Origin of the sequence: Arthrobacter agilis, assembly GCF_030816075.1 — a bacterium.
Classification (GTDB): Bacteria; Actinomycetota; Actinomycetes; order Actinomycetales; family Micrococcaceae; genus Arthrobacter_D; species Arthrobacter_D agilis_E.
In genome coordinates this window covers 90,566-113,531 of record NZ_JAUSXO010000001.1, presented here as the reverse complement: position 1 = coordinate 113,531, position 22,966 = coordinate 90,566, and the positions used below count along the sequence as shown (strand labels likewise).

The following is a 22,966-nucleotide window of genomic DNA, read 5'->3' as shown; positions in this document are numbered from 1 at the left end:
TCAGGCGCCGCTGGTCCGCAGGACGGGGTCGAGCAGGCCTGCGAAGCCCCTGGGCTCCCTGGCGATCCACCAGTGGCCTCCCGGGACGGTGGTCACCGTGAGGTCCTCCACCCAGTCCTCCAGCCCGTCGACGAGGTGCGGGGAGAGGAACGGATCCTTCAGGGGCACGATGACGTGCACGGGTACTGTCACCCGCCGCCGGCGGGGCGGGACCGCATCCGAGGCCATATTGGTCCGGTAGAGCGCCAGGCCGCGGATCGGGTCGGAGCCGACGTTGCGTCTCGCCGTCAGCTCGTAGCGGCGGGTCATTCCGTACTTCCAGACGAGTTCCGGCAGGACCGGCACCTGGAAGACCCCGACGTACGAGCTGCGCAGCATCTGTCCGGCCCCCTGGAGCACCCGCCGGGGGTCCTGGAGCCTGCTCCGCAGCCAGCGGGAGAAGTGGCGCAGATCAGGCCCCGAGATGCTGGTGTAGTCCGCGACCAGGCCGTCGGCGCGCTCGTCCTGGACCGCGGCCCAGCCCTGGATCGACCCCCAGTCGTGCCCGACGAGGCGCACGCGGCGTGACCCGCCGGTGTCGGAGGCGGGCTCCGGGGCCGCGTCGGCGGTGGCCGCAGCGAGGACGGCGAAGATGTCGTCGACGAGTTCCGCCAGGGCGAATCCGGCGCCGTCGAGCGGGTGCGAGCGGCCGGCGTTGCGGGTGTCGAACGCCACGAGGTGGTGCGTCGGAGCGAGCTCCCGGAGGACGGGGAGGAAGACGCGGTGGTCGTCGGGGTAGCCGTGCACGAAGACCAGGGTGGGTGTGTCCGGCCCGGGATCCAGGCCGTACTCGAACACGGCGAGGTCGGCGCCCTCCGAACGGATGGTCCTGTGCCTCTCCCGCAATACGTCCATGCGTCCCACCCTAGGGGCTGCAACCGCTCCCGGGGAGGCCTGTCAGCCGTCCGACGCGGGGTCGCCCACCCGCACCCTGCCGCCGTCCAGCCAGATCGTCCGGTGTGTCACCGCGTCGGCGAAGGCGGCGTCGTGCGTCGCCAGGACCACGGCTCCGCCCTCCCGGGCGTGCTGCACCAGCAGGCCCGCGAACAGCGAGCGGGTCGGCTCGTCGAGGCCGGCGGTCGGCTCGTCGAGCGCCCACACGCGTGGTCCTGTGGCGATGAGGCACGCCACCGCGACGAGCCTGCGCTGGACGAAGCCCAGCTCGTACGGGTGGGCCTCCTTCAGTGCACCGAGACCCATCCCGTCGAGGACGTCCGCCGCCCGTCGGGCGGCGGCGGGCTTCCCGAGTCCGGCGGCGCGCGGACCGTACGACACCTCGCGCAGCACCGTGCGTTCGAAGAGCTGCTGGTCGGTGTCCTGGAACAGGTACCCCACGGTGGCGGCGAGCGTGCCCGTCGGCTGGTGGAGGATCGGGACGTCGTTCACGATGACGCGCCCGGTGTCCGCCCGGTACAGCCCGTTGAGGTGCTGCAGCAGGGTGGACTTGCCGGATCCGTTGGGGCCCCGCACGGCGACGATCTCCCCGGCCCCGCACGGACAGGTCGACGGCGGTCAGCCCGGCACCGCTGCCTGCGACGCCGGCTGTGACGCCGGCTGTGACGCCGCCGGGCGTGGACCGAGAGGCGCGATCAGGAGAGCGCCGGGAAGCGCCGTCGGGCGTGTGCCGGAAGGTGACGCCCTCCAGCGTGACGAGTGCGGGCGCCGAGGGGTCCACCGGGGCGGGAGGCTCGACGCGCGGCGGATGGCCCGCGGTGCCGATGCCGTACCGCCCGAGCCCCGCCCGGTGCGCCTCGGCCAGCGGGCCGTCGAACACGCGGCGCCCGTCCGCGAGTGCGAGGACGCGCGCACACCCCGGAGCGGTGCGCGGCAGCAGCGGTGCGCACACGACGATGCCGGTACCGTCCCGGCGCAGGTCCTCCAGGGCGGCCGCCACGTCCTGCGCGGCGTCGTCGTCGAGCCCCTGGAACGGCTCGTCGAGGACCAGGATGCGCGGCCGCTGGACCACGGCCGCGGCGATGACGGTGCGCTGCAGCTGGCCCCCGGAGAGCCGTCGCGGGTCGCGGTGCAGCAGGTCCGACAGCGTGAGATCGGCGGCCACGCCGTCCACGAGCCGTTGCAGCCGGTCGGTGGGAACACCGCGGTTGGCGGGGCCGAAGGCGATCTCCTCCCCGACCGTCGCGGACATCATGGACAGCTGGCCCCACGCACCCTGCGCCACGTAGGCCACCTTCCCGCTCCACGCGGCGGCGTCGATCCGGGGGTCGGCTGGCGTGCCGTCGAAGGTCACGGTCTCGCCGTCGAGGGTGATCGAGCCCCGGAACGAGGACCCGGCGTCTCCCCCGGTCTGCCCGGCCAGGAGCCGGGCGAGCGTCGTCTTGCCGGAGCCGGAGGCACCGGCGACGACCACGTACTCCCCCGGCCCGACCGCCAGGGTGACGCCCGCGAGGAGCGGCACGCCGCCGTCGTACGCGAAGGATCCACTCTCGAGCGCGATCATGGCGCCACCAGGAGCCAGACGGCGGAGAAGGCGCCCACGGCGGCGACCATGCCGCGGCGCGCCAGGCGCTGCCCGCGCGAGTCGGTGTCCGGGAGGTAGCTGGTGCGGGTGGTGGCGGACGAGAAGCCGCGTGCCTCGAGCATGCGGTTGCGTTCGGAGGCGTCCACGAGCAGCCCGATGACCAGGGGCGTGGTGACGGTGAGCAGGGCGCGGACCCGCGAGAGCGGACTGCGCCCGACGACGAGGCCCCGGGCCTGCTGCGCCCGGGTGATCTGGCGCCCCCGCAACGCGACGTGCGGTATGAGCCCGACGGCGGAGCCGACGATGAAGACGAGCTTCCGGTTCCAGCCGCGGTGCGTCATGCTCGCCAGGAGGTCGGGGATGTCCAGCGTCATCGCGGCGGTCAGGAGCACTCCCGTGAAGACGCACATGCGGAGGCCCATGAGGGCGGCGAAGGCGAGGCCCTCCGCCGTCACACGGGCGATCCCGAGGTCGGCGAGCACGGTGCGGCCCTCGGGGAAGAACAGTCCGTGGAGCAGCAGCGACGAGATCAGCAGCGGCCCGGCCAGCAGGGTGATCGCGAGGCCGATCTGCCGTGCCCTGCCGGAGACGAGCACGGCGGGGAGCACCACGAGGACGAGCACTGCGAGGGAGAACGCCCACCGGTTCACCACGAGGACGAGCACCACCAGCAGGACTGCGGCGAGCAGTTCCGTCAGCGGGTCGTAGATCCTGCGGCGTGGCATGGCTCAGGCGGCGCCGGCGCCGTCCCCGACGGCGGTCCTGGCAGGGGTCGCGCCGGGCAGGGTGCCGGTGCGCTGCCCGAGGACGCGGTGGGTCCGCGCGAAGGGGAACTGGCGGACGGCACGGGACGGCAGCGCGTACACGATCAGTGCCACGACGACGAAGACCACGATCTTGTCGAGCGAATCGGAGAGCAGCCCCTGCTTGGTGGCGGCGACCAGGAGCTTGTCCCCCATCGACCGGAAGACCGCGATGATCGCGTTGGTGCCGAACGTACCGGCCGCGCCGAACATGAACACCGCGACCGGGGCCGCGACGAGTCCGCCGATCGCCCCGATCACGAGGCCGGCGACGGGTGCCAGGTACACGCGGCGGAAGGCTCCGTACTTCGCGGCGAGGCCCGCGAGCAGCCCGATCAGCGCCGCACCGGCCGCGAAGGGCAGCGCGAACGGGTTGAAGAGCCCCCAGATGGCGTTGCTGAGCGCACCGGTGGCCGCTCCCGCGGCGGGTCCGGCGAGGACGGCGACGAGGACGGTGCCGATGGCGTCGAGGTAGATCTGCAGGCCCAGGGAGCCGGCGATCTGCCCGATGGCGATGTTGAGGGCGATACCCAGCGGCATGACCACCAGGGAGCTCGTGCTGAGCATCGGCAGGATCCCGGCGACGAGCAGGGCCCCTCCCCCGAGGAACCCGAAGAGCGCGACGAGCGACGCGGCGCTGCCCATGCCGCCGGCGATCTCCGCGGGCTGCGCTGTCACGAGGAACAGGTACGTGGCGACGATGAGCGCCCCGCCGAGCAGGATGAGCAGGCGCCGGGGCCGCTCGGAGGTGGCGGCGGGTCGGGTCAGAGGTGAACTCACGGTATTCCTAGGCGCGATCGAGGGGAAGGACGCACCTCATGTCACCTCGGCGCCGGCCGCGCAGCAGTGCGGGCAGCTACCAGTGTACCGGGGGTCCGTGCCACCGCGGCCGGTCGCTGCGGGTGCCGCGCCGTGACGGACGGACGTGTCAGCCGTGCATCCTCGCGAGGCCGGACAGCCGGCGGACCATCAGCTCGAACACGGCCGCCGGGTCGTTGCCCGTGACGATCCGGGCGTTGGGTGCCCGCTTCCACATACCCGCCGTGTCCGCGACCGTCTGCCCGAAGGTCAGCGGCGACGCCGTCTCGACGTCCACCGTGGCCAGGCGCTCCTCGAACCCCGCCTCCCCCGTGGCGACCATGGCCGCGAAGAGGTCGTGGAGGTGGGCGATGTAGCCCTGGTCGTACAGGCGGTGGAACTCCATGTAGAAGCGCAGCGCGTCCGATATGCAGGCCACCACGGCGTTGTCGCTCGTGCTGCGTGTGCCGGGCGGGTCGGCGGGGTCGAGCAGTTCGGGCCCGGCGCCGGCGGCGCGCGCCATGGCATCGACGTGGGCCGGCGTGCACTCGATCCGCTCGGTGGTCTCGAGCGCGCACACCACGGGAAGCTTCTCGACCGGCAGTCCCTCGTATGCGGCGAACACCTCTTTCGCGGCATGCGGGTCCACGTGGATGTTCCATTCGGCCACCGGCGTCGTGTTCCCGGGGTGGTGGAAGGCCCCGCCCATGATGACGAGGCCCTTCAGGAGCATCGGGAGTTCCGGCTCGGCACGCAGGGCCAGGGCCAGGTTCGTGAGCGGACCGGTGACCAGCCCGGTGATCTGGCCGGGGTGGCAGCGCACGGCTTCGAGCCAGACGTCGACGGCGTGCCTCCGCGAGACGCGTCCGCGCGGCGGAGGCAGCACGGCGTAGCCGATGCCCTGGTCGCCGTGCGTCTCCTCGGTGGTCACGAGCGGCACCTCCAGCGGTACCTCGCTGCCGATCGCGACCTCGACGCCGGCGTGCCCGCACATCTCGAGCAGGGCCAGGTTGTTGGCGGCGACCTGCCGGGCGCCGACGTTGCCGGCCGTGCAGGTGATGCCTTCGAGCGAGACACCCGGGGCCGCGAGCAGGTACAGGAGGGCGACGGCGTCGTCTATCCCGGTGTCGACGTCGAGCAGGAGGCGGTGCCGGCCGCCCTCGGGAGCCACGATCAGTCCGCCGCCGTGGTGCGGAGCAACTGCAGGCGGAGGGTGCGGGCCGTCTCCATGTGGGTGCGGGCGATGGCGCGGGCGTCGTCGCTGCGCCGTTCGGTGATGGCACTGATGAGCGCCTCGTGCTCGAGGAGCACCTCCTGCCACCGGTCACCGACGGACAGCGTGGAGCGTGGCGTGTGGATGAGGTGGGTCGAGAGCCGCTGCAGCAGGTCCATGAGGATGGGGTTCCGTGCGGAGGCCCACAGCGAGGTGTGGAACTCCAGGTTGTTGGTGACCTTCGTGGTGTCGTCGGGATCGACGACGGCGCGGTCGCGTTCCAGCAGCGCCTCGAGGCGCATGATGTCCGCGGTGCCGCGGTTGAGGGCGGCCTGGCCGGCGGCTTCCTCCTCGAGCATGACGCGCAGGTCGTAGATCTGGATGACTTCCTGCGGGTCGATCTGCGGGACCTGGAGGCCGCGCGCCGCGCGCTCGAGCAGGCGCTCGTGCTGCAGCCTGCTGAGGGCCTCGCGTACCGGGGTCCGGGAGACACCGAAGCGCTCCGAGATCACCACCTCCCGGAGGGCCGTGCCCGGCGGGTGGACGCCGGCGAGGATCTCGCTCCGGAGGACGCGGAAGATGGCGTCGCCGTCCACGCGCGCCGACAGTTCCGTTGACTCGGTCATGGCGCCCCCTCGGTGTCGCGGATCGGTGGCAGGGCGGACGCCCTGCGTACGGCCCGGGCCGGGAGGTCCTCCTCCCGGCCCGGAACCTCGTGGCGCTAGCTGGCGAGCTGGCGCAGCACGTACTGCAGGATGCCGCCGTTGCGGTAGTAGTCCGCCTCACCCGGGGTGTCGATGCGCAGGACGGCATCGAACTCGATCGGCGAGCCGCCGTCGGCGGGAGTGGCCGTGACCTTGACCGTGCGGGGCGTACGGCCCTCGTTGAGCTCGGTGACACCGCTGACCGCGAACGTCTCCGTGCCCGTGAGTCCGAGGGACTCCGCGTTCTGGCCCGCGGGGTACTGCAGCGGCAGCACGCCCATGCCGATGAGGTTCGAGCGGTGGATGCGCTCGTAGCTCTCGGCGATGACGGCCTTGACGCCGAGCAGCGCGGTGCCCTTGGCCGCCCAGTCACGCGACGAGCCGGAGCCGTACTCCTTGCCGGCGAGGACCACCAGCGGCGTACCCGCTGCGCGGTAGTTCTCGGCGGCGTCGTAGACGGCGGCCTGCGGTGCGTCCGGCTGCGAGAAGTCCTTCGTGAACCCGCCCTCGACGCCGTCGAGCAGCTGGTTCTTGATGCGGATGTTCGCGAAGGTGCCGCGGATCATGACCTCGTGGTTGCCACGGCGCGAGCCGTAGGAGTTGAAGTCCTTGCGCTGCACGCCCTTCTCGGTGAGGTACCGGCCTGCCGGGGTGTCCGACTTGAACGATCCCGCGGGCGAGATGTGGTCGGTGGTCACGGAGTCGCCGAGCTTCAGCAGGACGCGTGCGCCGTCGATGTCCTCGACCGGGCTCGCTTCGCGCTGCATGCCCTCGAAGTACGGTGGCTTCCGCACGTAGGTGGACTCGGGATCCCAGGCGAAGGTGTCGCCGTCGGGCGTGGGCAGGGACTGCCAGCGCTCGTCGCCCTCGAAGATCGTCGCGTAGCTCGAGGTGAACATGCCCTCGTCGATCGAGGAGTCGATGACCTTCTGGACCTCGACCGGGTTCGGCCAGATGTCCTTCAGGAACACGTCGGTGCCGGACTCGTCCTGGCCGAGGGGCTCGGTGTCGAAGTCGAAGTCCATGGTGCCGGCCAGTGCGTAGGCGACCACCAGCGGCGGCGACGCCAGGTAGTTCATCTTCACGTCCGGGTTGATGCGGCCCTCGAAGTTGCGGTTACCGGACAGGACGGCGGTGACGGCGAGGTCGTTGTCCTGGATGGCCTGCGAGATCTCGTCCTCCAGGGGGCCGGAGTTGCCGATGCACGTGGCGCAGCCGTAGCCGACGGTGAAGAAGCCGAGCTTCTCGAGGTACGGGATCAGGCCCGACTTCTCGTAGTAGTCGGTGACGACCTTGGAGCCCGGGGCCACGGAGGTCTTGACCCACGGCTTGGACACGAGGCCCTTCTCGACGGCGTTGCGCGCCAGCACTGCGGCGGCGAGCATCACGGACGGGTTGGACGTGTTGGTGCAGGAGGTGATCGACGCGATGCTGACGGCGCCGTGGTCGAGCTCGAACTCGCGGCCGTCCTTCATGGTCACGCTGACGCGCTTGGACGGACGGGTGGACGCGTCGTCATCGGCGCCGACGGTCTCGCGGGGCTCGGCGTTCTCGTCGGTCACGGACGAGGTCGTCCCGGGCGTGAAGCTCGGCGAGTCGGACGCGGGGAAGCTCTCCTGGGAGGACTCGTCGACGGTGCCGCCCGGGGCGAAGGAGAGCTCCGGGTCGTTCGAGTAGTTGCGCAGGTCCTCGCGGAACTGGCCCTTGGACTTGCTGAGCTCCACCCGGTCCTGCGGGCGCTTCGGCCCGGCGATCGAGGGGACGACGGTCGACAGGTCCAGTTCGAGGTACTCGGAGAAGCGGATCTCACGCGACGGGTCGTGCCACAGACCCTGCTCCTTGGCGTAGGACTCGACGAGCGCCACGTTCTCGGCCGGACGGCCCGTGAGGCGCAGGTAGTCGAGCGTGACGTCGTCGATCGGGAACATCGCGGCGGTGGACCCGAACTCGGGGCTCATGTTGCCGATGGTGGCGCGGTTGGCGAGCGGCACGGAGGCGACGCCCTCCCCGTAGAACTCGACGAACTTGCCGACGACGCCGTGCTTGCGCAGCATCTGCGTGATGGTGAGGACGACGTCGGTGGCGGTGGCGCCGGCCGGGATGTCACCGGTCAGCTTGAAGCCGACGACGCGCGGGATGAGCATAGAGACGGGCTGGCCGAGCATGGCCGCCTCGGCTTCGATGCCGCCGACGCCCCAGCCGAGGACGCCGAGGCCGTTGACCATGGTGGTGTGCGAGTCGGTGCCGACGCACGTGTCGGGGTAGGCGCGGAGCACGCCGCCCACCTCACGGGTCATGACGGTGCGGGCGAGGTACTCGAGGTTGACCTGGTGGACGATGCCCATTCCGGGCGGGACGACCTTGAAGTCGTCGAACGCCGTCTGGCCCCAGCGCAGGAACTGGTACCGCTCGCCGTTGCGCTGGTACTCGATCTCCATGTTGCGCTCGAGGGCTCCGGCATTGCCGAAGGCGTCGATCTGCACCGAGTGGTCGATGACCATCTCGGCGGGTGCGAGGGGGTTGACGCGCTTGGGGTCGCCGCCGAGGTCCGCGACGGCCTCACGCATGGTGGCGAGGTCGACGACGCAGGGGACACCCGTGAAGTCCTGCATGATGACGCGGGCGGGCGTGAACTGGATCTCGGTGTCGGGCTCGGCGTCCGCGTCCCACCCGGCCAGGGCACGGACGTGGTCCGCCGTGATGTTCGCACCGTCTTCGGTGCGGAGCAGGTTCTCGAGGAGGACCTTGAGACTGAACGGAAGGTTCTCGGAGCCTTCGACCGCACTTAGCCTGAAAATTTCGTATTCTGCGCCGGCGACATCGAGTACGCCCTTCGCGCCGAATGAGTCCGCGGTCGACATGACGTTGGCTCCCTTCAGAGAGATTCGTGGAATGACACCATCCTATTCCACATCCGACGTCACTGTATACAGTGGTACACCGTGTCGCGGGATCCCTTGCCTGCGGCCCGTCCTGCCGTGCGGCTCACGCGTCGCTGCGTGCGCCACCGTCCCTGCCGGAGGTCCCCTGCCGTGCGGCTCACGCGTCGCTGCGTGCGCCACCGTCCCTGCCGGAGGTCCCCTGCAGCCCGACGAACAGCTCGTCCTGGTCGGAGGACGCCACACGGCTGTGGTCGACCACGGGGCCGGTGCCGGCGATCTCGCGGATCAGCTCGATCCCTGCGATCGCCTCTTCCTTCGAGGCGTAGAAGGTGGAGACTGCGACGAGCGTTCCATCCGGAGCGGTCAGTTTCACGCGGAAACCGTCATCGTGAGCGTCCACCAGTTTGAAGTAACCTGCCATCGTCCTACCTCCTTGTACGGAGCGATCTCCACAAACCTGCGGTCTCCTATAATAAGCATACTTAGCGACCTGTTTTGCCCCTGGCGGGATACCCGTTCGGACGGGTAGCGGGCACGCATGGCACAGTGGGTGCGAGGCGGCCGTGGCGTGACCCAGCCGGGGCAGCACGCCGTCCCGCAGGCATACCAGGGCATGATCGAGAAGGAGCATGATGACCGAGCCGAGCAGCGCAGGCAACCCCGACGGCGCCGGCCTGCCGGCGGACCACCCGCTCGGCCCGGCAGCGCCCGTCCCGCCGCGTGAGAAGGAAGCCGCGCGTGCCGACCGGGAGGCAGCGCAGGACGGCGATCCGACCGTCGACCCGGCCCGCGGAGGGCCCGGCGACACCCCCGCCGCTCCCGCCGCCGCCACGGAACGCGCCGACGGGGCGCGGCACATCGACGACGGCCGTCCGGGCACGGACCGGCGCGCGGACGTCCTCGAACGCTCGGCAGGATCAGCCGGGCATCGCGCGGCCGGGATCCGGGACGAACAGGGCACCCATGAGGCAGGGGCCGTACCCGCCGCCTTCGAGGGCGGCGCGCCCGATCCCCGGCACCGCCACCCCGAGGACGCCGCGGCGGAGTTCCACGCCTGGGACGGCGGCGACACAGCAGGCTAGGCGGGACGGGTCGCCGACGGGGTGCGCGGACGAAGCGCCCGGATCGGCGGCGACACAGCAGGCCAGGGCAGGACGGGTCGGCACCGGGGTGCGTGGAGGAAGCGCCCTGCTCGGCGGCGACACGCGCAGCTCGACTGCGGAGCGGACGGACGGAGCGTCCGGATCGATGGCGGCAGCGCGACCCGAGTGGGCACCGGAACGCCTCAATCAGCCGACCGGCCGATGGTGGCGGCCTCGCCGCCCTGCGGTCAGCGGCCCCGCGCCGCGAGGCGTGCCACGACGGACGGCGGCGCCACGCGGGCGAGTGCGCTGAGTGCCTTGTAGCGACGACTCGGGACCGACACGGCCTTGCCGGCCGCGGTGTCCCGCAACGCCTCCCGGACCACGCGTCCTGCGTCGAGCCACAGGAAACCGGGCACGCTCCCCTTGTCCGCGCCCATGCGCTGGTGGAAGTCGGTGTGTACGAAGCCCGGGCAGACGGCCGTCACCCGGATCCCCTCGGCCCCGTAGGCGAGGTTCGCCCAGCGGCTGAAGCTGATCATCGCCGCCTTGGCCGCCCCGTAGGTCCCTCTCGGCGTGAAACCCGCGACGCTCGCCACGTTGATGATGGTGCCCGCCCTGCGGGACCGCATCGACTGCAGGGCGGCGTGCGCCAGGGACAGCGGCACCTCGACGTGGATGCGGAGGTGGCGGATCTCGTCGTCGAGCGTGTTGTCGGCGAAGGGCCGCACCAGCCCGTAGCCCGCGTTGTTCACCAGGACGGTGACCGCGGCGCGCGCACCGCCCTCCCCCGCTGGCGCCCCGGCCCCGCTCCCGGGCTCCGCGGCGCGCAGGCGTGCGAGCACCCGCCCCAGGCCGTCGTCGTCGAGCAGGTCCGCGGCGATCGTCTCGACGTCGACACCCCAGCGCGCACGGAGCGCGGCGGCCGTCTCCTCGAGCGGGACGACACTGCGCGCCACGAGGACGAGCCGGCAGCCGCGCTCGGCGAACTGGCGGGCGAATTCCGCTCCGATGCCGGAGGTAGCCCCGGTGATGAGGACCGTGTCAGTCATGGGGCTACCCTGCCCCCGACCCCGCACGTTCCGCAAGGCGGCCGGGCGGGCCCATGCAACGTCCATGCGACCCCCTGCGCGGTAGGTTCTGCGCTACCGGGGGACAGCGGGCTCTTCTTCATCGTCCGCGTCCGCCGGTTCCCGCGTCCGGGCAACCGGGCGCACCACGAACGGAATGAACGAAAGGGAAGTTCCATGAGCGGAAACAGAGCTGTTGCGTACAAGGGACCAGGCAAGGTCGAGGTCATCGACATCGACTACCCCACCTTCGAACTGAAGGACGGGCCGGGGGTGAACCCGGCCAACGTCGGCCGGTCCGTCCATCACGGCGTGATCCTGAAGACCGTCGCCACGAACATCTGCGGATCCGACCAGCACATGGTCCGGGGCCGCACCACGGCTCCCGCGGACCTCGTCCTGGGTCACGAGATCACCGGCGAGGTCGTCGAGGTGGGGCGTGACGTCGAGTTCATCAAGGTGGGCGACATCTGCTCGGTCCCCTTCAACATCGCGTGCGGGCGGTGCCGCAACTGCAAGGAGCGCAAGACGGGCATCTGCCTCAATGTGAACCCCGACCGTCCGGGCAGCGCCTACGGGTACGTGGACATGGGCGGCTGGGTGGGAGGGCAGGCCGAGTACGTGCTCGTGCCGTATGCGGACTGGAACCTGCTGAAGTTCCCGGACCGGGAGCAGGCGCTGGAGAAGATCCTCGACCTCACCATGCTGTCGGACATCTTCCCCACGGGATTCCACGGTGCCGTGACGGCCGGGGTCGGCGTCGGTTCCACCGTCTACGTCGCAGGGGCCGGGCCGGTGGGCCTTGCCGCCGCGGCATCGGCGAAACTGCTGGGTGCCGCCGTCGTCATCGTGGGTGACCTCAACGAGGAGCGGCTGGCCCAGGCCCGCAGCTTCGGGTGCGAGACCGTCGATGTGTCCAAGGGGGATCCGCGGGACCAGATCGAGCAGCTGCTGGGAGTGCCGGAGGTCGACTGCGGTGTCGACGCCGTCGGTTTCGAGGCCCGCGGCCACGGTAGCGGTTCGGCGACCGAGGCACCGGCCACGGTGCTGAACTCCCTGATGCAGGTGACGGCGGCAGGCGGCGCCCTGGGTATCCCCGGCCTGTACGTCACGGGGGATCCGGGTGGGATCGACGATGCCGCGAAGGTCGGGTCCCTGTCGCTCAGCCTGGGCACGGGCTGGGCCAAGTCGCTGTCCTTCACCACCGGCCAGTGTCCGGTGATGAAGTACAACCGGGGGCTCATGATGGCGATCCTGCATGACCGTGTGCAGATCGCGAAGGCCGTCAACGCCAAGTCGATCGGACTGGACGACGCACCGCGCGGCTACGAGGAGTTCGACGCCGGGGCTGCGACGAAGTACGTGCTGGATCCCAACGGGTACCTGGCCAAGGCCGCCTGACAGTAGCACCGGGACCCCATCCCGGGAAGGGCCCGAACGCACTGTTCGGGCCCTTTTGCTGCGCGTTCCGGAGTGTGCGGCGCCTAGTGTGCCAGACGATACTCAAATCGGCCAGCGCTGCTCCCTTGTTTTTGCTCAATGTCAAGCACCGCACCGTACCGGTTTGGCAACGAATGAAAAATGCCATACGGTGGAGGAAGTTCCCCGTCCGGGGAAGCGAAAAGCTGCCGTCCATCGAGCAGCGATGAATGCCCGGCGCCGCCCTCCACCGCTCGTTGCTCAACAGGCGGCTGCCGAACCATGACCTCTAAACCGTCAAGGTGAGCAGCGGCGCGAAGAAGTCCGGGGACGGACCTAGTGCGGGTGGCCTCTCGGAGCATCGTAACCCCATGAATACACACAAATTCAGCACCAGCGCACGCCGTGGACTCGCCGCAGTAGCACTCACCGGCCTCGGCCTCGGTGCAGCAGCCGGCGCGGCCAACGCAGCCCCCGCGAGCGACTGGGATGCCCTCGCACAGTGCGAGAGCGGCGGCAACTGGGGCACCAACACCGGCAACGGATTCTCCGGTGGCCTGCAGTTCACCCCCTCCACCTGGGCAGCCTTCGGTGGCCAGGGCTCCCCTCAGGGCGCATCGCGTGAGCAGCAGATCGCTGTTGCCGAGAACGTCCTCGCCGGCCAGGGCTGGGGCGCATGGCCCGCATGCTCCTCCAAGCTCGGCCTGAGCAGCGGCGCCAACCCCGGCACCGTGCCGGTCCAGCAGGCTCCGGCCCCCGTGGCCGCAGCTCCCGTCGAGTACCAGTACCAGACGGCGGTCCAGGCTCCCGTGCAGTACCAGGCACCCGTCCAGGCACCGGTCCAGGCGCCTGTCGCCGTCGCCCCCGTCGCCGAGGCGCCTGTCGCCGTGGCTCCCGTCACGCTCAGCGGCGAGACCTACACCATCCAGTCGGGTGACACCCTCAGCTCCATCGCCACCAAGCTCGGCGTCACGGGCGGCTGGCAGGCACTCTTCGCCGCCAACGCCGACACCGTCATCCACGCGGACCTGATCTTCACCGGTCACGTCCTGCAGCTCCCGGCCTAGTCCAGCCGACCGTCGGGCCGGGCACACGCCCCGGCCCGGGGCCGAACGGCACACCCGAGCTGATCCACCGGACCCCCGCCTCCTCGAGGCGGGGGTCCGGTGCTTTAACCGCGCGGCTCCGCCATCGCCTTCGGGGTTGCACCCCTGCCGGCCGCATCCGGCCCGCAGCGCGGTGCCACCGTCGAGGGGTGGTCGGCCGGCGTGTCGGACGACTCCCTGCACCCCGTGTCCGGGCAGGTCGCTGGACCGCTCCCGTCCCGGCCGCCCCCGGCAGGATCCCGGCTAGCCGCAGGACGTGGCGTCGACGTCGATCTTCAGGTCGTGGGCCACGGAGTAGTCGCGCTCCGGTGTGGAGAATGCGACGAGGATGTTGTCGGCACTCCCGTGGGTCACGCCGTCGGCGAGTTCGACGGTGACGATGATGTTGACGTGCGCGTCGGGCACGAACTGGTAGCCCTCCGCCGGCACCGGCGGACCGATCGGCTCCGGAGCCTTGGTGGGCGTGGGCGTGGCGGTGTGCTCCCCGTGGGCCCCTGCCTCGGCGCCGGCATGGTGGTGCCCCTCGCGGTTGGCCGTCTGCACCATGGATGAGAGGATGACCAGGCCCTGCGGATCGCCCAGTGTCATCTCGCCGAAGGTGAAGGTCTCCAGCGTGGGGTTGTGGAGCATCACCGTGTAGCGCAGGCGACTGTCGTCGGGCTGCACCCCGCACAGCTCCGCACCGTCGATACCGACATTCAGCGGGTCGTCGCCGAGATCGCCGAGGGCACCCGCCACGGACGCCGTCCGGCTGCCCCCGTCGGGGTCACCCGACGGGGTCCCGGAGGGCGCACCCGTCTCCCCGGAGGCGTCCGGCTGGGCCTGCCCGGCCACGGTGTTCACGCCCAGCGGATTCTCCTCGACGGCACCGCACCCCGCGAGGGCCAGGGACGCAGCGAGCGCGACGGTGGTCAGGAGCGTGCGGCATCTGGCGGGCGGTGCAGTCAGGAGGTTCACGATCAGCCTGTCCGTGTCAGCCGGCCGCCGGACGGCGGGCCTGCGGCGCTGGTAGCTGTACTTCGTCGCGCGGCGCCGCCCGGCTTGGTCCGGACCGGGGCGCTGAGGGGCGCCCGGTCAGGCGAGGGGTTTTCCACCGGTCACGCCGAGGACCTCGCCGGAGACGTACCGGGCGTCGTTGGACGCGAGGAACACGTATGCCCCCGCCAGTTCCGCCGGCTGTCCCATGCGGCCGAGCGGCGTGCCCTCGCCGAACGAGTCCAGCTTCTCGCTGGTGGTGGTGGCGGGCTGCAGGGGTGTCCAGACGGGTCCCGGCGCGACGGCATTCACCCGGATGCCGCGCTCCCCCAGCAGTTCGGCGAGGCTGAAGGTCAGGTTGTTGAGCGCGGCCTTCGTGGCGGCGTAGTCCATGAGGCTGGTCGACGGGTGGTAGCCCTGGATCGACGTGGTGTTGATGATGGAGGCGCCCTCGCCCAGGTGGGGCAGTGCCGCCTGGGTGAGCCAGATGGTGCCGTAGACGTTCGTCTCGAACGTGCGGCGCAGCTGCCCGGCGTCGATGTCCGGCAGGCCGGCCGGCTGGGCGATGTGGAAACCCGCGTTGTTGACGAGGATGTCCAGCCCGCCGAGACCCTCCACCACCTGCCGGATGGCGGACGGGGCATACGCCTCGTCCCGCAGATCGCCCGGGACGGCGAGCGCCGTGCGGTCCTCGGCGCGGATCAGCTCGAGGCAGCTGGCGCCGTCCTCCTCCTCCGCCGGCAGGTAGCCGATGGCGACGTCGGCGCCCTCCCGCGCGAAGGCGAGGGCCACGGCCCGGCCGATCCCGGAGTCGCCGCCGGTGATGAAGGCGCGCCGACCGGCCAGCCGCCCGTGACCGGTGTAGCTGTCCTCGCCGTGGTCCGGGCGGGGATCCATGCGCTCCGTGAAGCCCGGATACTCCTGCAGCTCGGTGGATGCGTCGACGGCGGGACCGCGCGGATCCTCCTGGTCGAGTGTGCCTGACGGATCGGTACCCATGGTGCTCCTGCCGGTGGCGAACGGGGTGAACACTAAGCCTACTGTCATTGTGTTTGTCGCGTTAGTCCTCTAGTAATGGACGTATGACAGTGATCCTGAGGTCCCTCGAGACGGCCGTACCCGCGACGATCATGGTGCAGCCGCAGGTCCGCGACGTGTTCGCCGCGCAGCCCGGTCTCACGCGGCTCGGCCAGCGCCTCGTCGGGGCGGCCTTCGACTCCTCGGGGATCGAGACCCGGTACACCGTCCTCGAGGAACTCACCCTGGACCGTTCCTTCGACGATCCCCTCTTCTTCGACCGCGAGGAACTGAGGATCCTCTCCCCCAGCACCAAGGTCCGCAACGAGGTGTACGCGGAGGAGGGCACCAAGCTCTTCGTCGAGGCCGCCCGCAAGGCGCTGGCCGCGGCGGAGGGCATCGAGGCGTCGGACATCACGCACGTGGTCACGGCGTCCTGCACCGGGTTCTTCGCGCCGGGCCCCGACTACAAAGTGGTGCGGGCCCTCGACCTGGCTCCCTCCGTGCAGCGCTACCACCTCGGCTTCATGGGCTGCTACGCGGCCTTCCCGGCCCTGCGCGCGGCCAAGGCGTTCTGCGACGCGGACCCGGACGCCGTCGTCCTCGTGATCGCCGTCGAGCTGTGCTCGCTGCACGTGCGCTCCTCGAACAACCCCGACACCATCGTGGGATCCTCGCTGTTCGCCGACGGCGCCGCCGCCGCCGTCATCTCGGCGCGGGACATCCCCCTGACCGGCCCCGCCCTCAGCCTGGACCACTTCGAGACGGTGCTGACGCCGGTGGGCGAGGAGGCGATGGCCTGGAACATCGGCGACGAGGGCTTCGAGATGGTCCTCGGCACCTACGTGCCCCACATCATCGACGACCACATCGTCGGCGCGCTCGAGCCGCTGCTCGCGCGGGATCCCTCCCTGCAGGGCCTCGCCTACTCGGACATCGAGCACTGGGCCATCCACCCCGGTGGCCGCAGCATCCTGGACAAGGTCGAGGCCAAGCTCGGCCTGACCGAGCAGCAGCTCGTCCCCGCCCGCGAGACCCTCCGGGACTACGGGAACATGAGCAGCGCCACGGTCCTGTTCGTGCTGAAGAACATCCTCGACCAGCCGGCCTCCCCCGGGAACGACCGCATCTGCTCGATGGCGTTCGGCCCCGGGCTGACGGTGGAGACCGCCCTGCTCACCCGGATCGGCGCGATCCCCGCGGCGGACGCCGACGCGGTGATGGCCCCGGCAGCCGCCGATACCTTCGCCGACACCGATGCCGTCCCCGCGGACCTCGAACCCATCCTCACCGAAGCGGGCGCGTGAGCCGACGGGGGTTCCTCGCCACCCGGGACCCGGACCTCGTCGAGGAGATGGACCGGCCGGACTGCGATCCGGGCACGCTGACGCGCACCTACGCCCAGTTCGGTGTCGTCAACGCCGTGGTGTCCGGCTGGCGCCGCACCTACACCACCCTGCTGCGGCCCGCGTTCTCCCCCGACCGCCCCAACACGCTGCTGGACATCGGCTCGGGTGGCGGTGACGTGCCGCGGGCACTGGCGCGCTGGGCGCAGCTCGACGGACTGGCACTGGAGGTGACGGCCATCGACCCCGACGAGCGGGCGTACACCTACGCGACGTCGCGTCCGGCCCTCCCGGGGCTCACCTTCCGGCGTGCCCTGAGCTCGGAGCTGGTGGCGCAGGGCGCCGTGTTCGACGCCGTCGTCTCCAACCACGTCCTGCACCACCTCGACAGCGGCGAGTTCGCCGGCCTGCTCGACGACTCCGAACAGCTGACGCGACGTGTGGCCGTGCACAGCGACATCGCACGGCACCCCGTCGGCTATGCCCTGTTCTCGGCCGGCACACTGCCGCTCCCCGGGTCCTACATCCGCCGGGACGGCCTGACCTCCATCCGCCGCAGCTACACGCCCGACGAGCTGCGCGCCGCGGTCGCGGGCCGGCCGGACTGGCAGGTGCGTACGGCGGTGCCGTTCATCAACCAGCTGGTGCTCGACCGCCGGGACGCACACGGGGACGCCGGGCATGCATGACGTGATCGTCGTCGGCGGCGGACCCGTCGGCCTCTACACCGCGCTGCTGCTGCGCCAGGCGGGCCTCGACGCCGTCGTCCTGGAACGCCGCACGGAACGCAGCAACCATTCGCGGGCCATCGGCATCCATCCGCCCGCACTGCGCGCCCTCGCGGCCGGCGGGATCGCCGACGAGCTGCGCGCCCGCGGTGTCCCCATCCGCGACGGTGTGGCACGCAGCGCCGGACGGCACGTGGGTACCGTGTCCTTCTCCACGCTTCCGGGCAGTGACCAGTACGTGCTCGCCGTACCGCAGGCCGTCACCGAGGAGATCCTCGAGCGCCGGCTCCAGGAGCAGTTCCCCGGGACGCTGCGGCGGGGCGTCGCAGTGCTCACCACGCGTGACGACGGCGACCGCGTGCTCGCGGTCACGCGGGGACCCGGCGGCGACGCCACGCTCGAGGCGAGGCTCCTCGTCGCCGCCGACGGCGCCCGCAGCTCCGTCCGCGACGACGCCGGCATCCGCGCACCCCGGCGGTCCTACCCTGACTGCTACGTCATGGGCGACTTCCAGGACTCCACGCAGGACGGCGACGACGCCGTGCTCTACCTCGAGACCGGTGGCATCGTGGAGTCCTTCCCCCTGCCCGGCGGCGTGCGCCGGTGGGTGGTCCGCATCGGCAGGCCGATGGACCGGCCGACGGCGGAGGACCTCACGCGGCTCATCCGGAACCGCACGGGTGTCACGGTCGATCCCCGCACCAACTCGATGCTGAGCGCGTTCGAGGTGCAGTCGCGGGTCGCCGAGCGGTTCGTCGCCGGTCGCACCGTCCTGGTCGGCGACGCCGCCCACGAGGTGTCGCCGATCGGCGGCCAGGGCATGAACCTGGGCTGGCTCGACGCCGTCCGGCTCGCCCCCATCATCGCGGCGTCACTGCGGGACGGCCACGACGTCGCCGGCCGCCTGGCACTGTACGAGAGGGAGCGCCACGCGCAGGCGGCACTCGCCCGGCGGAAGGCGCACATCAACATGGCGCTCGGGCGTCCGCTGCCGGCGCCCGTGATGCGGTTCCGCAACGCGGTGCTGGGCGCCCTCATCCGGAACGACGCCGTGCACGGCGGTGTGGCCCGCGCGTTCACGATGCAGTAGGCCCTCCGGGGAAAGGCGCCCCCGGCAGAAGCCCCTGAACGACGGAGACCCCCGCCCTCCGTGCCGCCGACACACGAGGTGTCGGCTGCACGGAGGCCACGGGGGTCGCCTGGGGCCCTCAGGGCCCGGAAGGACTACTTCTTGAGCAGGCCCTTCTTGACGTTCGTGGGACGCTGCATCTCGCCCTGCTTCGAACCCATCACCACGACGATGCCGCTGATGAGGGGCAGGAGCCACTGCGTGGTCTTGAGCTGCGACTGTGCCTTGGCCAGAGCGTCGTCCGCTCCCGCGCGGGGCTCGGTCGCACCTTCACCGCCCTGCTCGGACAGCTCGCCGACCTTCTTGCCGAGCATGCCGGAGTACAGCGAGAGTGCCATGCCGGCAACCGTCACGAGGGACTTCCAGACGGTGTTGGAGCCGACGGAGTCCTGGGATGCGACGCGACCCTTGTTGCCGAGGATCAGGCCGATGCCACCGGCTGCATGGACAGCGAAGGCAGCGATCTGGACCGGGGTCCACTTCGCCCAGCCGAGCGCGGAGAGGCGGGTGCGCTCCTTGGGATCCTTCGCCTTACCGGTCGCGCCGTTGAGCCCGACGGCGCCCATCAGGGTACCGCCGAACCATGCTGCTGCCCCGAGGTCGTGGGCTGATCGTGCCAAAAGGTTTCCTGCCATGATGTGAGCTCCTTAGACGTTGTTGCGGCTACCCTCTACATTTATCAGCATGCTTAGGATTAAGCTACGACCAGCTTCAGATGCTGACCGGATGTGATCCTGTACGTGGAACTGCTAGGGAAGGCCGACAGCGCATGGCGGATGATACGAACGATCTCGACGAGATCTGGCCCCAGTGGAAGGACGCGGTCAACATGACCCCCTCCCAGCTCGAGAAATGGCTTGACACCGAGGAATCGAAGTCGGTGGGCCAGAAGGAGTCAGGATCCGGCGAGTCCGTGGGCCACGAGTCGGGACGACGGATCGTCGAGCTCCTCGGCACCCGGCGCGACGATCTGAAGGACGACGACGTCCGGCACATGCACAAGGTGGTGGGCTACGTGCACCGCCATCTCGCCCAGCGGCCGTCGAAGGAGGACATCGAGTCCTCGAAGTGGCGCTACTCGCTCATGAACTGGGGTCACGACCCGCTGAAGTAGCAGCACGGCTCGGAACGGTGAAGGGCGCCCCGCGATCTGCGGGGCGCCCTTCACCGTTCACCCGGCTCCCTGGGGGCCGGGATCCCGGGTCTACTTCTTCGACAGCGCGCTCTCCTTGTGCGCCGCCTGCTTGCCCGACTTCGCGCTCTCCACCGTGTAGTAGGGCTCGTCCTTCGACGCCTTGAACGTCTGGTCGTCGAAGGTGAACTCCTTGTCGTGCTTCTCCACGACCTTGCCCTCGGTGGTGCCCTGCGACGTGTTCCAGGTGACCTTGTCGCCCTTGCTGAATGACATTGCGTTCCCTCCTCGAGGCGGTAGTGCTTCCGACACTGTCACCCCGCGGAGGGAAAAGGAACCCTAGGAATCGAGGTGGGTGGGCGCGAAGAGCTGCAGGAGCGTCTCCACCACGACGACGTTGGGGCCCTCCCCCGCGAGGCTCTCGCGCAGGGCCTGTCCGACGTCCCCGGGTGCCACCCGGCGGGCCGGGACACCGAACGATTCGGCGAGCGCCACGAAGTCCGGCCGGGCGAGCTCGGTCGCCGTCGCCTTGCCGAAGGCGCCCTCCATGTACTCACGGAGGATGCCGTAGCCGCCGTCGTCCACGATCAGCCAGGTGACGGGGATGTCGTGCTGGCGTGCCGTCGCGAGCTCTGCGATGGAGTACATCGCGGAGCCGTCACCGGACACGGCGAGGACCCGCGCGGGCAGCCCGTGCGATTCGAGGCCGATCGAGCCGCCGATGGCCCCCGGGAAGCCGAAGCCGAGGCCGCCGGCACCCTGGGCGGAATGGAACTGTCCCTCGCGGGCATCCCAGCAGCTCCAGGCCCAGTAGGCGGAGATGGTCATGTCCCAGAACGTCTGCATCCCGGCCGGGACGGCCTCGCGGATGTCCTGCAGGAACGCACGTTCCTTGGCGAGGTCCTGCGCATCGAGCCGCGCACCGACGCGCTCGAGGGTCTCCGCGACCAGGGCCGCGGCGTCGTAGCCCGGCTCGCGGGTCCGGTCGAGCGGCTCGAGGGCCTCGTCGAGGGCGGCGAGCGCCTGGCCGGCATCGGCGCGGATGCCGAGGCCGGGCCGGTTGGACTCGAGGACCCGGGGTTCGGCGTCGATCTGGATGATGCGTCCCCGCGGTTCCAGCGTGAAGTAGTTGGACGTGACCTCACCCAGCGACGAACCGACCACGAGCAGCACGTCGGCGTCCTCGAGCACCTCGGTGACATGGCGGTCCTCCACCCATGACTGCAGGGACAGCTCGTGCGTCCACGGGAAGGCCCCGTTGCCGCCCGGCGAGCACACCACCGGGGCGCCGAGCTTCTCGGCGATCGAGAGCAGCCACTTCTCGGCCCTGCCGCGACGTGCGCCGCCGCCCGCGACGATCGCGGGCCGCTTCGAGTCCTTCAGCCAGGCGACGGCCTCCCGCACGAGCTCGATCCGCGGCGGGTTGTCGAAGGGCTCTGCGAGCGCGTCCTCGACCTCGGGCACCATGACGGGATCCAGCAGCACGTTCTGCGGCACCTCGATCCAGACGGGCCCCTGGGGTGAGGAGACGGCCTCGGTCCAGGCGTCCTGGATGGCGGACGGGATGCCCGAGGCGTGCTGGATCAGCCGCTGGCTCTTGGTGACGTTCGCGGCCGAGGCCTTCTGGTCGTCGAGCTGGTGCAGCATGCCCTTGCGCCGTGCGCCGAGGCCCTCGAGGGGGATCTGGCTCGCGACGACCACCATCGGCACGCCGGTGGCGTAGGCCTCCTGCAGGCCCGCGAGCGCGGTCAGCGCACCGGGGCCGGTGGAGAGGAACAGGACGCCGACATCGCCCGTCGCCCGGGAGAACCCGTCGGCGGCGAACGCCGAGTTGTTCTCGACGCGCGAGGAAACGAAGCGCAGGTGGGAGCGGGACAGTGCGTCGAAGAGGCCGAGCGCGTGCTGCCCGGGGATGCCGAACACCGTCGTCGCGCCGAGCGCGGAGAGTGTCTCGACCACGAGGTCGCCACCGTTGCGCTGGCCGGTGATGGGCGCGGGGGGCGCGGAAGCGGCGCCGTCGGTGATTTCCATCTACTGGTCCCCGGACGTCGTGGCGGCGGGCGTGAGGGTGTCGGCCATCAGCGTCACGAGGTCGTAGGCGACGTGCGAGGCCGCGACGCCGGTCATCTCGGCGTGGTCGTAGGCAGGGGCCACTTCGACGACGTCGGCACCGACGAGGTTCAGCCCGCGGAGTCCGCGGAGGATCTCGAGCAGTTCACGGCTCGTGATCCCGCCGGCCTCGGGCGTACCCGTGCCGGGAGCGTGCGCGGGATCGAGGACGTCGATGTCCACCGAGACGTAGAGCGGCCGGTTGCCGATGCGCGTGCGCAGCTTGTCGACCACCTCGTCGACGCCCTGCCGGTAGACGTCCGCGGAGGTCACGATGCCGAAGCCGAAGCGGCGGTCGTCCTCGAGGTCGCGTACGCCGTACAGCGGACCGCGGGTGCCCACGTGGGAGATGGCCTCGGTGTCGAGGATGCCCTCCTCCACGGCCCGGCGGAACGGTGTGCCGTGCGTGTACTCCGCCCCGAAGTAGGTGTCCCAGGTATCGAGGTGGGCGTCGAAGTGCAGCATGGCCACGGGCGATCCCGCCCGTTCCGCGGCGGCGCGGAGCAGGGGCAGCGCGATGGTGTGGTCGCCGCCGAGCGTGACCAGGCGGGTGCCGCCCGCGGTCAGGTCCAGTGCCTCCTGCTGGACGGTCTCGATCGCCTCGTGGATGTTGAACGGGTTGACGGCCATGTCACCGGCGTCGGCCACCTGCACGCGCTCGAACGGCGAGACGTCGAGGGCCGGGTTGTACGGCCGGAGGAGGCGTGAGGCCTCGCGGACATGGTTGCCGCCGAAGCGGGCGCCGGGGCGGTAGGAGACGCCGGAGTCGAAGGGCACACCGACGACCGCGATGTCCGCACGGTCCACCTGGTCGAGGCGCGGCAGCCGCGCGAAGGTGGCGGCTCCCGCATAGCGGGGGATGCGGGAGGAGTCGATGGGGCCCAGGTGCCCACCGCCCGTGACGCGCAGTTCTTCCACAGCTTCCATCCTGTCCG

General features: G+C 70.8%; 22 protein-coding genes and 1 pseudogene. 7 read left to right on the top strand and 16 right to left on the bottom strand.

Annotation, left to right across the window (positions count from 1 at the left end; genetic code table 11):
- The 9 genes and pseudogenes from QFZ50_RS00545 to QFZ50_RS00505 all read right to left on the bottom strand — a co-directional run bounded on the left by QFZ50_RS00545 (position 1) and on the right by QFZ50_RS00505 (position 9,339).
- Positions 1 to 894, bottom strand: a complete 894-nt coding sequence (locus QFZ50_RS00545) for an alpha/beta fold hydrolase (protein WP_307080827.1) — start codon at positions 892 to 894, stop codon at positions 1 to 3.
- Between the two features lie 42 nt (positions 895 to 936).
- A complete protein-coding gene (locus tag QFZ50_RS00540; protein ID WP_307086570.1) occupies positions 937 to 1,518 on the bottom strand; it encodes an energy-coupling factor ABC transporter ATP-binding protein in 582 nt (193 codons plus the stop codon).
- A 505-nt stretch (positions 1,519 to 2,023) separates the two neighbouring features.
- A pseudogene (locus QFZ50_RS18170) lies at positions 2,024 to 2,497 on the bottom strand (ATP-binding cassette domain-containing protein); the annotation flags it as partial.
- Entirely contained in the window at positions 2,494 to 3,243 is a 750-nt protein-coding gene (locus tag QFZ50_RS00530) for an energy-coupling factor transporter transmembrane component T (RefSeq protein ID WP_307080823.1), read from the bottom strand. The pseudogene QFZ50_RS18170 and the gene QFZ50_RS00530, both read right to left, overlap by 4 nt.
- A 3-nt stretch (positions 3,244 to 3,246) precedes the next feature.
- Positions 3,247 to 4,101: an ECF transporter S component gene (locus QFZ50_RS00525; RefSeq protein WP_307080821.1), complete on the bottom strand. Its 855-nt coding sequence runs from the start codon at positions 4,099 to 4,101 to the stop codon at positions 3,247 to 3,249.
- Between the two features lie 148 nt (positions 4,102 to 4,249).
- Positions 4,250 to 5,290: a nucleoside hydrolase gene (locus tag QFZ50_RS00520; protein WP_307080819.1), complete on the bottom strand. Its 1,041-nt coding sequence runs from the start codon at positions 5,288 to 5,290 to the stop codon at positions 4,250 to 4,252.
- Positions 5,291 to 5,292: 2 nt separating this feature from the next.
- Positions 5,293 to 5,958, bottom strand: coding sequence for a GntR family transcriptional regulator (locus QFZ50_RS00515; protein ID WP_307080817.1), 666 nt, complete (start codon positions 5,956 to 5,958; stop codon positions 5,293 to 5,295).
- 95 nt (positions 5,959 to 6,053) lie between these two features.
- On the bottom strand, positions 6,054 to 8,897 hold the full coding sequence (locus QFZ50_RS00510) for an aconitate hydratase (protein ID WP_307080815.1): 2,844 nt from the start codon (positions 8,895 to 8,897) through the stop codon (positions 6,054 to 6,056).
- Between the two features lie 178 nt (positions 8,898 to 9,075).
- Positions 9,076 to 9,339 (bottom strand): YegP family protein, encoded by a 264-nt coding sequence (locus QFZ50_RS00505; RefSeq protein ID WP_307080813.1) that lies wholly within the window; start codon positions 9,337 to 9,339, stop codon positions 9,076 to 9,078.
- Between the two features lie 211 nt (positions 9,340 to 9,550).
- Here QFZ50_RS00505 and QFZ50_RS00500 point away from each other — a divergent pair, with 211 nt between their 5' ends.
- Complete coding sequence (locus tag QFZ50_RS00500; RefSeq protein ID WP_307080811.1) at positions 9,551 to 10,000, top strand: hypothetical protein; 450 nt, start codon at positions 9,551 to 9,553, stop codon at positions 9,998 to 10,000.
- 248 nt (positions 10,001 to 10,248) lie between these two features.
- Here QFZ50_RS00500 and QFZ50_RS00495 read toward each other — a convergent pair whose 3' ends face one another.
- Entirely contained in the window at positions 10,249 to 11,052 is an 804-nt protein-coding gene (locus QFZ50_RS00495; protein WP_307080809.1) for an SDR family NAD(P)-dependent oxidoreductase, read from the bottom strand.
- Positions 11,053 to 11,247: 195 nt separating this feature from the next.
- Here QFZ50_RS00495 and fdhA point away from each other — a divergent pair, with 195 nt between their 5' ends.
- On the top strand, positions 11,248 to 12,471 hold the full coding sequence (gene fdhA, locus QFZ50_RS00490) for a formaldehyde dehydrogenase, glutathione-independent (protein ID WP_307080806.1): 1,224 nt from the start codon (positions 11,248 to 11,250) through the stop codon (positions 12,469 to 12,471).
- Between the two features lie 389 nt (positions 12,472 to 12,860).
- Entirely contained in the window at positions 12,861 to 13,556 is a 696-nt protein-coding gene (locus QFZ50_RS00485; RefSeq protein WP_307080804.1) for a LysM peptidoglycan-binding domain-containing protein, read from the top strand.
- A 282-nt stretch (positions 13,557 to 13,838) separates the two neighbouring features.
- On the opposite strand, the gene QFZ50_RS00480 is transcribed toward QFZ50_RS00485, so the two are convergent.
- Together QFZ50_RS00480 and QFZ50_RS00475 are read right to left on the bottom strand one after the other, a co-directional pair.
- Entirely contained in the window at positions 13,839 to 14,552 is a 714-nt protein-coding gene (locus tag QFZ50_RS00480) for a hypothetical protein (RefSeq protein WP_307080803.1), read from the bottom strand.
- Between the two features lie 117 nt (positions 14,553 to 14,669).
- On the bottom strand, positions 14,670 to 15,569 hold the full coding sequence (locus tag QFZ50_RS00475; RefSeq protein WP_307080801.1) for an SDR family oxidoreductase: 900 nt from the start codon (positions 15,567 to 15,569) through the stop codon (positions 14,670 to 14,672).
- 83 nt (positions 15,570 to 15,652) lie between these two features.
- Between QFZ50_RS00475 and QFZ50_RS00470 the strand changes: the two genes are divergently transcribed.
- The 3 genes from QFZ50_RS00470 to QFZ50_RS00460 are packed head-to-tail and all read left to right on the top strand — an operon-like array spanning position 15,653 to position 18,751.
- Positions 15,653 to 16,894 (top strand): type III polyketide synthase, encoded by a 1,242-nt coding sequence (locus tag QFZ50_RS00470; protein ID WP_307080799.1) that lies wholly within the window; start codon positions 15,653 to 15,655, stop codon positions 16,892 to 16,894.
- Positions 16,891 to 17,622, top strand: a complete 732-nt coding sequence (locus QFZ50_RS00465; protein WP_307080797.1) for a class I SAM-dependent methyltransferase — start codon at positions 16,891 to 16,893, stop codon at positions 17,620 to 17,622. Before QFZ50_RS00470 ends, QFZ50_RS00465 begins: the two co-directional genes overlap by 4 nt.
- The gene (locus QFZ50_RS00460; RefSeq protein ID WP_307080794.1) at positions 17,615 to 18,751 is read left to right on the top strand and encodes an FAD-dependent oxidoreductase; all 1,137 of its coding nucleotides are present in this window, start codon (positions 17,615 to 17,617) and stop codon (positions 18,749 to 18,751) included. Before QFZ50_RS00465 ends, QFZ50_RS00460 begins: the two co-directional genes overlap by 8 nt.
- 134 nt (positions 18,752 to 18,885) lie before the next feature.
- On the opposite strand, the gene QFZ50_RS00455 is transcribed toward QFZ50_RS00460, so the two are convergent.
- On the bottom strand, positions 18,886 to 19,425 hold the full coding sequence (locus tag QFZ50_RS00455) for a hypothetical protein (protein ID WP_307080793.1): 540 nt from the start codon (positions 19,423 to 19,425) through the stop codon (positions 18,886 to 18,888).
- A gap of 134 nt (positions 19,426 to 19,559) precedes the next feature.
- Here QFZ50_RS00455 and QFZ50_RS00450 point away from each other — a divergent pair, with 134 nt between their 5' ends.
- Positions 19,560 to 19,904 carry a DUF3140 domain-containing protein gene (locus tag QFZ50_RS00450; RefSeq protein ID WP_307080791.1) on the top strand — a complete coding sequence of 115 codons (345 nt, stop codon included), beginning with the start codon at positions 19,560 to 19,562 and terminating at the stop codon, positions 19,902 to 19,904.
- 90 nt (positions 19,905 to 19,994) lie between these two features.
- Here the strand turns inward: QFZ50_RS00450 and QFZ50_RS00445 are convergent, their stop codons facing one another.
- From QFZ50_RS00445 to speB, 3 genes are all read right to left on the bottom strand, one after another.
- Positions 19,995 to 20,198 (bottom strand): hypervirulence associated TUDOR domain-containing protein, encoded by a 204-nt coding sequence (locus QFZ50_RS00445; protein ID WP_307080789.1) that lies wholly within the window; start codon positions 20,196 to 20,198, stop codon positions 19,995 to 19,997.
- Positions 20,199 to 20,261: 63 nt separating this feature from the next.
- Entirely contained in the window at positions 20,262 to 21,953 is a 1,692-nt protein-coding gene (locus QFZ50_RS00440) for a thiamine pyrophosphate-binding protein (RefSeq protein ID WP_307080787.1), read from the bottom strand.
- On the bottom strand, positions 21,954 to 22,949 hold the full coding sequence (gene speB, locus QFZ50_RS00435; RefSeq protein WP_307080785.1) for an agmatinase: 996 nt from the start codon (positions 22,947 to 22,949) through the stop codon (positions 21,954 to 21,956).
- Between the last annotated feature and the right edge of the window lie 17 nt (positions 22,950 to 22,966).

Bases quoted from the DNA above. Each gene is read 5' to 3' on its own strand.
- QFZ50_RS00475 (WP_307080801.1), bottom strand. From the start codon at position 15,569: ATGGGTACCGATCCGTCAGGCACACTCGACCAGGAGGATCCGCGCGGT.
- QFZ50_RS00495 (WP_307080809.1), bottom strand. From the start codon at position 11,052: ATGACTGACACGGTCCTCATCACCGGGGCTACCTCCGGCATCGGAGCG.
- QFZ50_RS00470 (WP_307080799.1), top strand. From the start codon at position 15,653: ATGACAGTGATCCTGAGGTCCCTCGAGACGGCCGTACCCGCGACGATC.
- QFZ50_RS00450 (WP_307080791.1), top strand. From the start codon at position 19,560: ATGGCGGATGATACGAACGATCTCGACGAGATCTGGCCCCAGTGGAAG.
- QFZ50_RS00455 (WP_307080793.1), bottom strand. From the start codon at position 19,425: ATGGCAGGAAACCTTTTGGCACGATCAGCCCACGACCTCGGGGCAGCA.
- QFZ50_RS00545 (WP_307080827.1), bottom strand. From the start codon at position 894: ATGGACGTATTGCGGGAGAGGCACAGGACCATCCGTTCGGAGGGCGCC.
- QFZ50_RS00440 (WP_307080787.1), bottom strand. From the start codon at position 21,953: ATGGAAATCACCGACGGCGCCGCTTCCGCGCCCCCCGCGCCCATCACC.
- QFZ50_RS00505 (WP_307080813.1), bottom strand. From the start codon at position 9,339: ATGGCAGGTTACTTCAAACTGGTGGACGCTCACGATGACGGTTTCCGC.
- QFZ50_RS00460 (WP_307080794.1), top strand. From the start codon at position 17,615: ATGCATGACGTGATCGTCGTCGGCGGCGGACCCGTCGGCCTCTACACC.
- fdhA (WP_307080806.1), top strand. From the start codon at position 11,248: ATGAGCGGAAACAGAGCTGTTGCGTACAAGGGACCAGGCAAGGTCGAG.
- QFZ50_RS00500 (WP_307080811.1), top strand. From the start codon at position 9,551: ATGACCGAGCCGAGCAGCGCAGGCAACCCCGACGGCGCCGGCCTGCCG.
- QFZ50_RS00530 (WP_307080823.1), bottom strand. From the start codon at position 3,243: ATGCCACGCCGCAGGATCTACGACCCGCTGACGGAACTGCTCGCCGCA.
- QFZ50_RS00445 (WP_307080789.1), bottom strand. From the start codon at position 20,198: ATGTCATTCAGCAAGGGCGACAAGGTCACCTGGAACACGTCGCAGGGC.
- QFZ50_RS00515 (WP_307080817.1), bottom strand. From the start codon at position 5,958: ATGACCGAGTCAACGGAACTGTCGGCGCGCGTGGACGGCGACGCCATC.
- QFZ50_RS00485 (WP_307080804.1), top strand. From the start codon at position 12,861: ATGAATACACACAAATTCAGCACCAGCGCACGCCGTGGACTCGCCGCA.
- QFZ50_RS00510 (WP_307080815.1), bottom strand. From the start codon at position 8,897: ATGTCGACCGCGGACTCATTCGGCGCGAAGGGCGTACTCGATGTCGCC.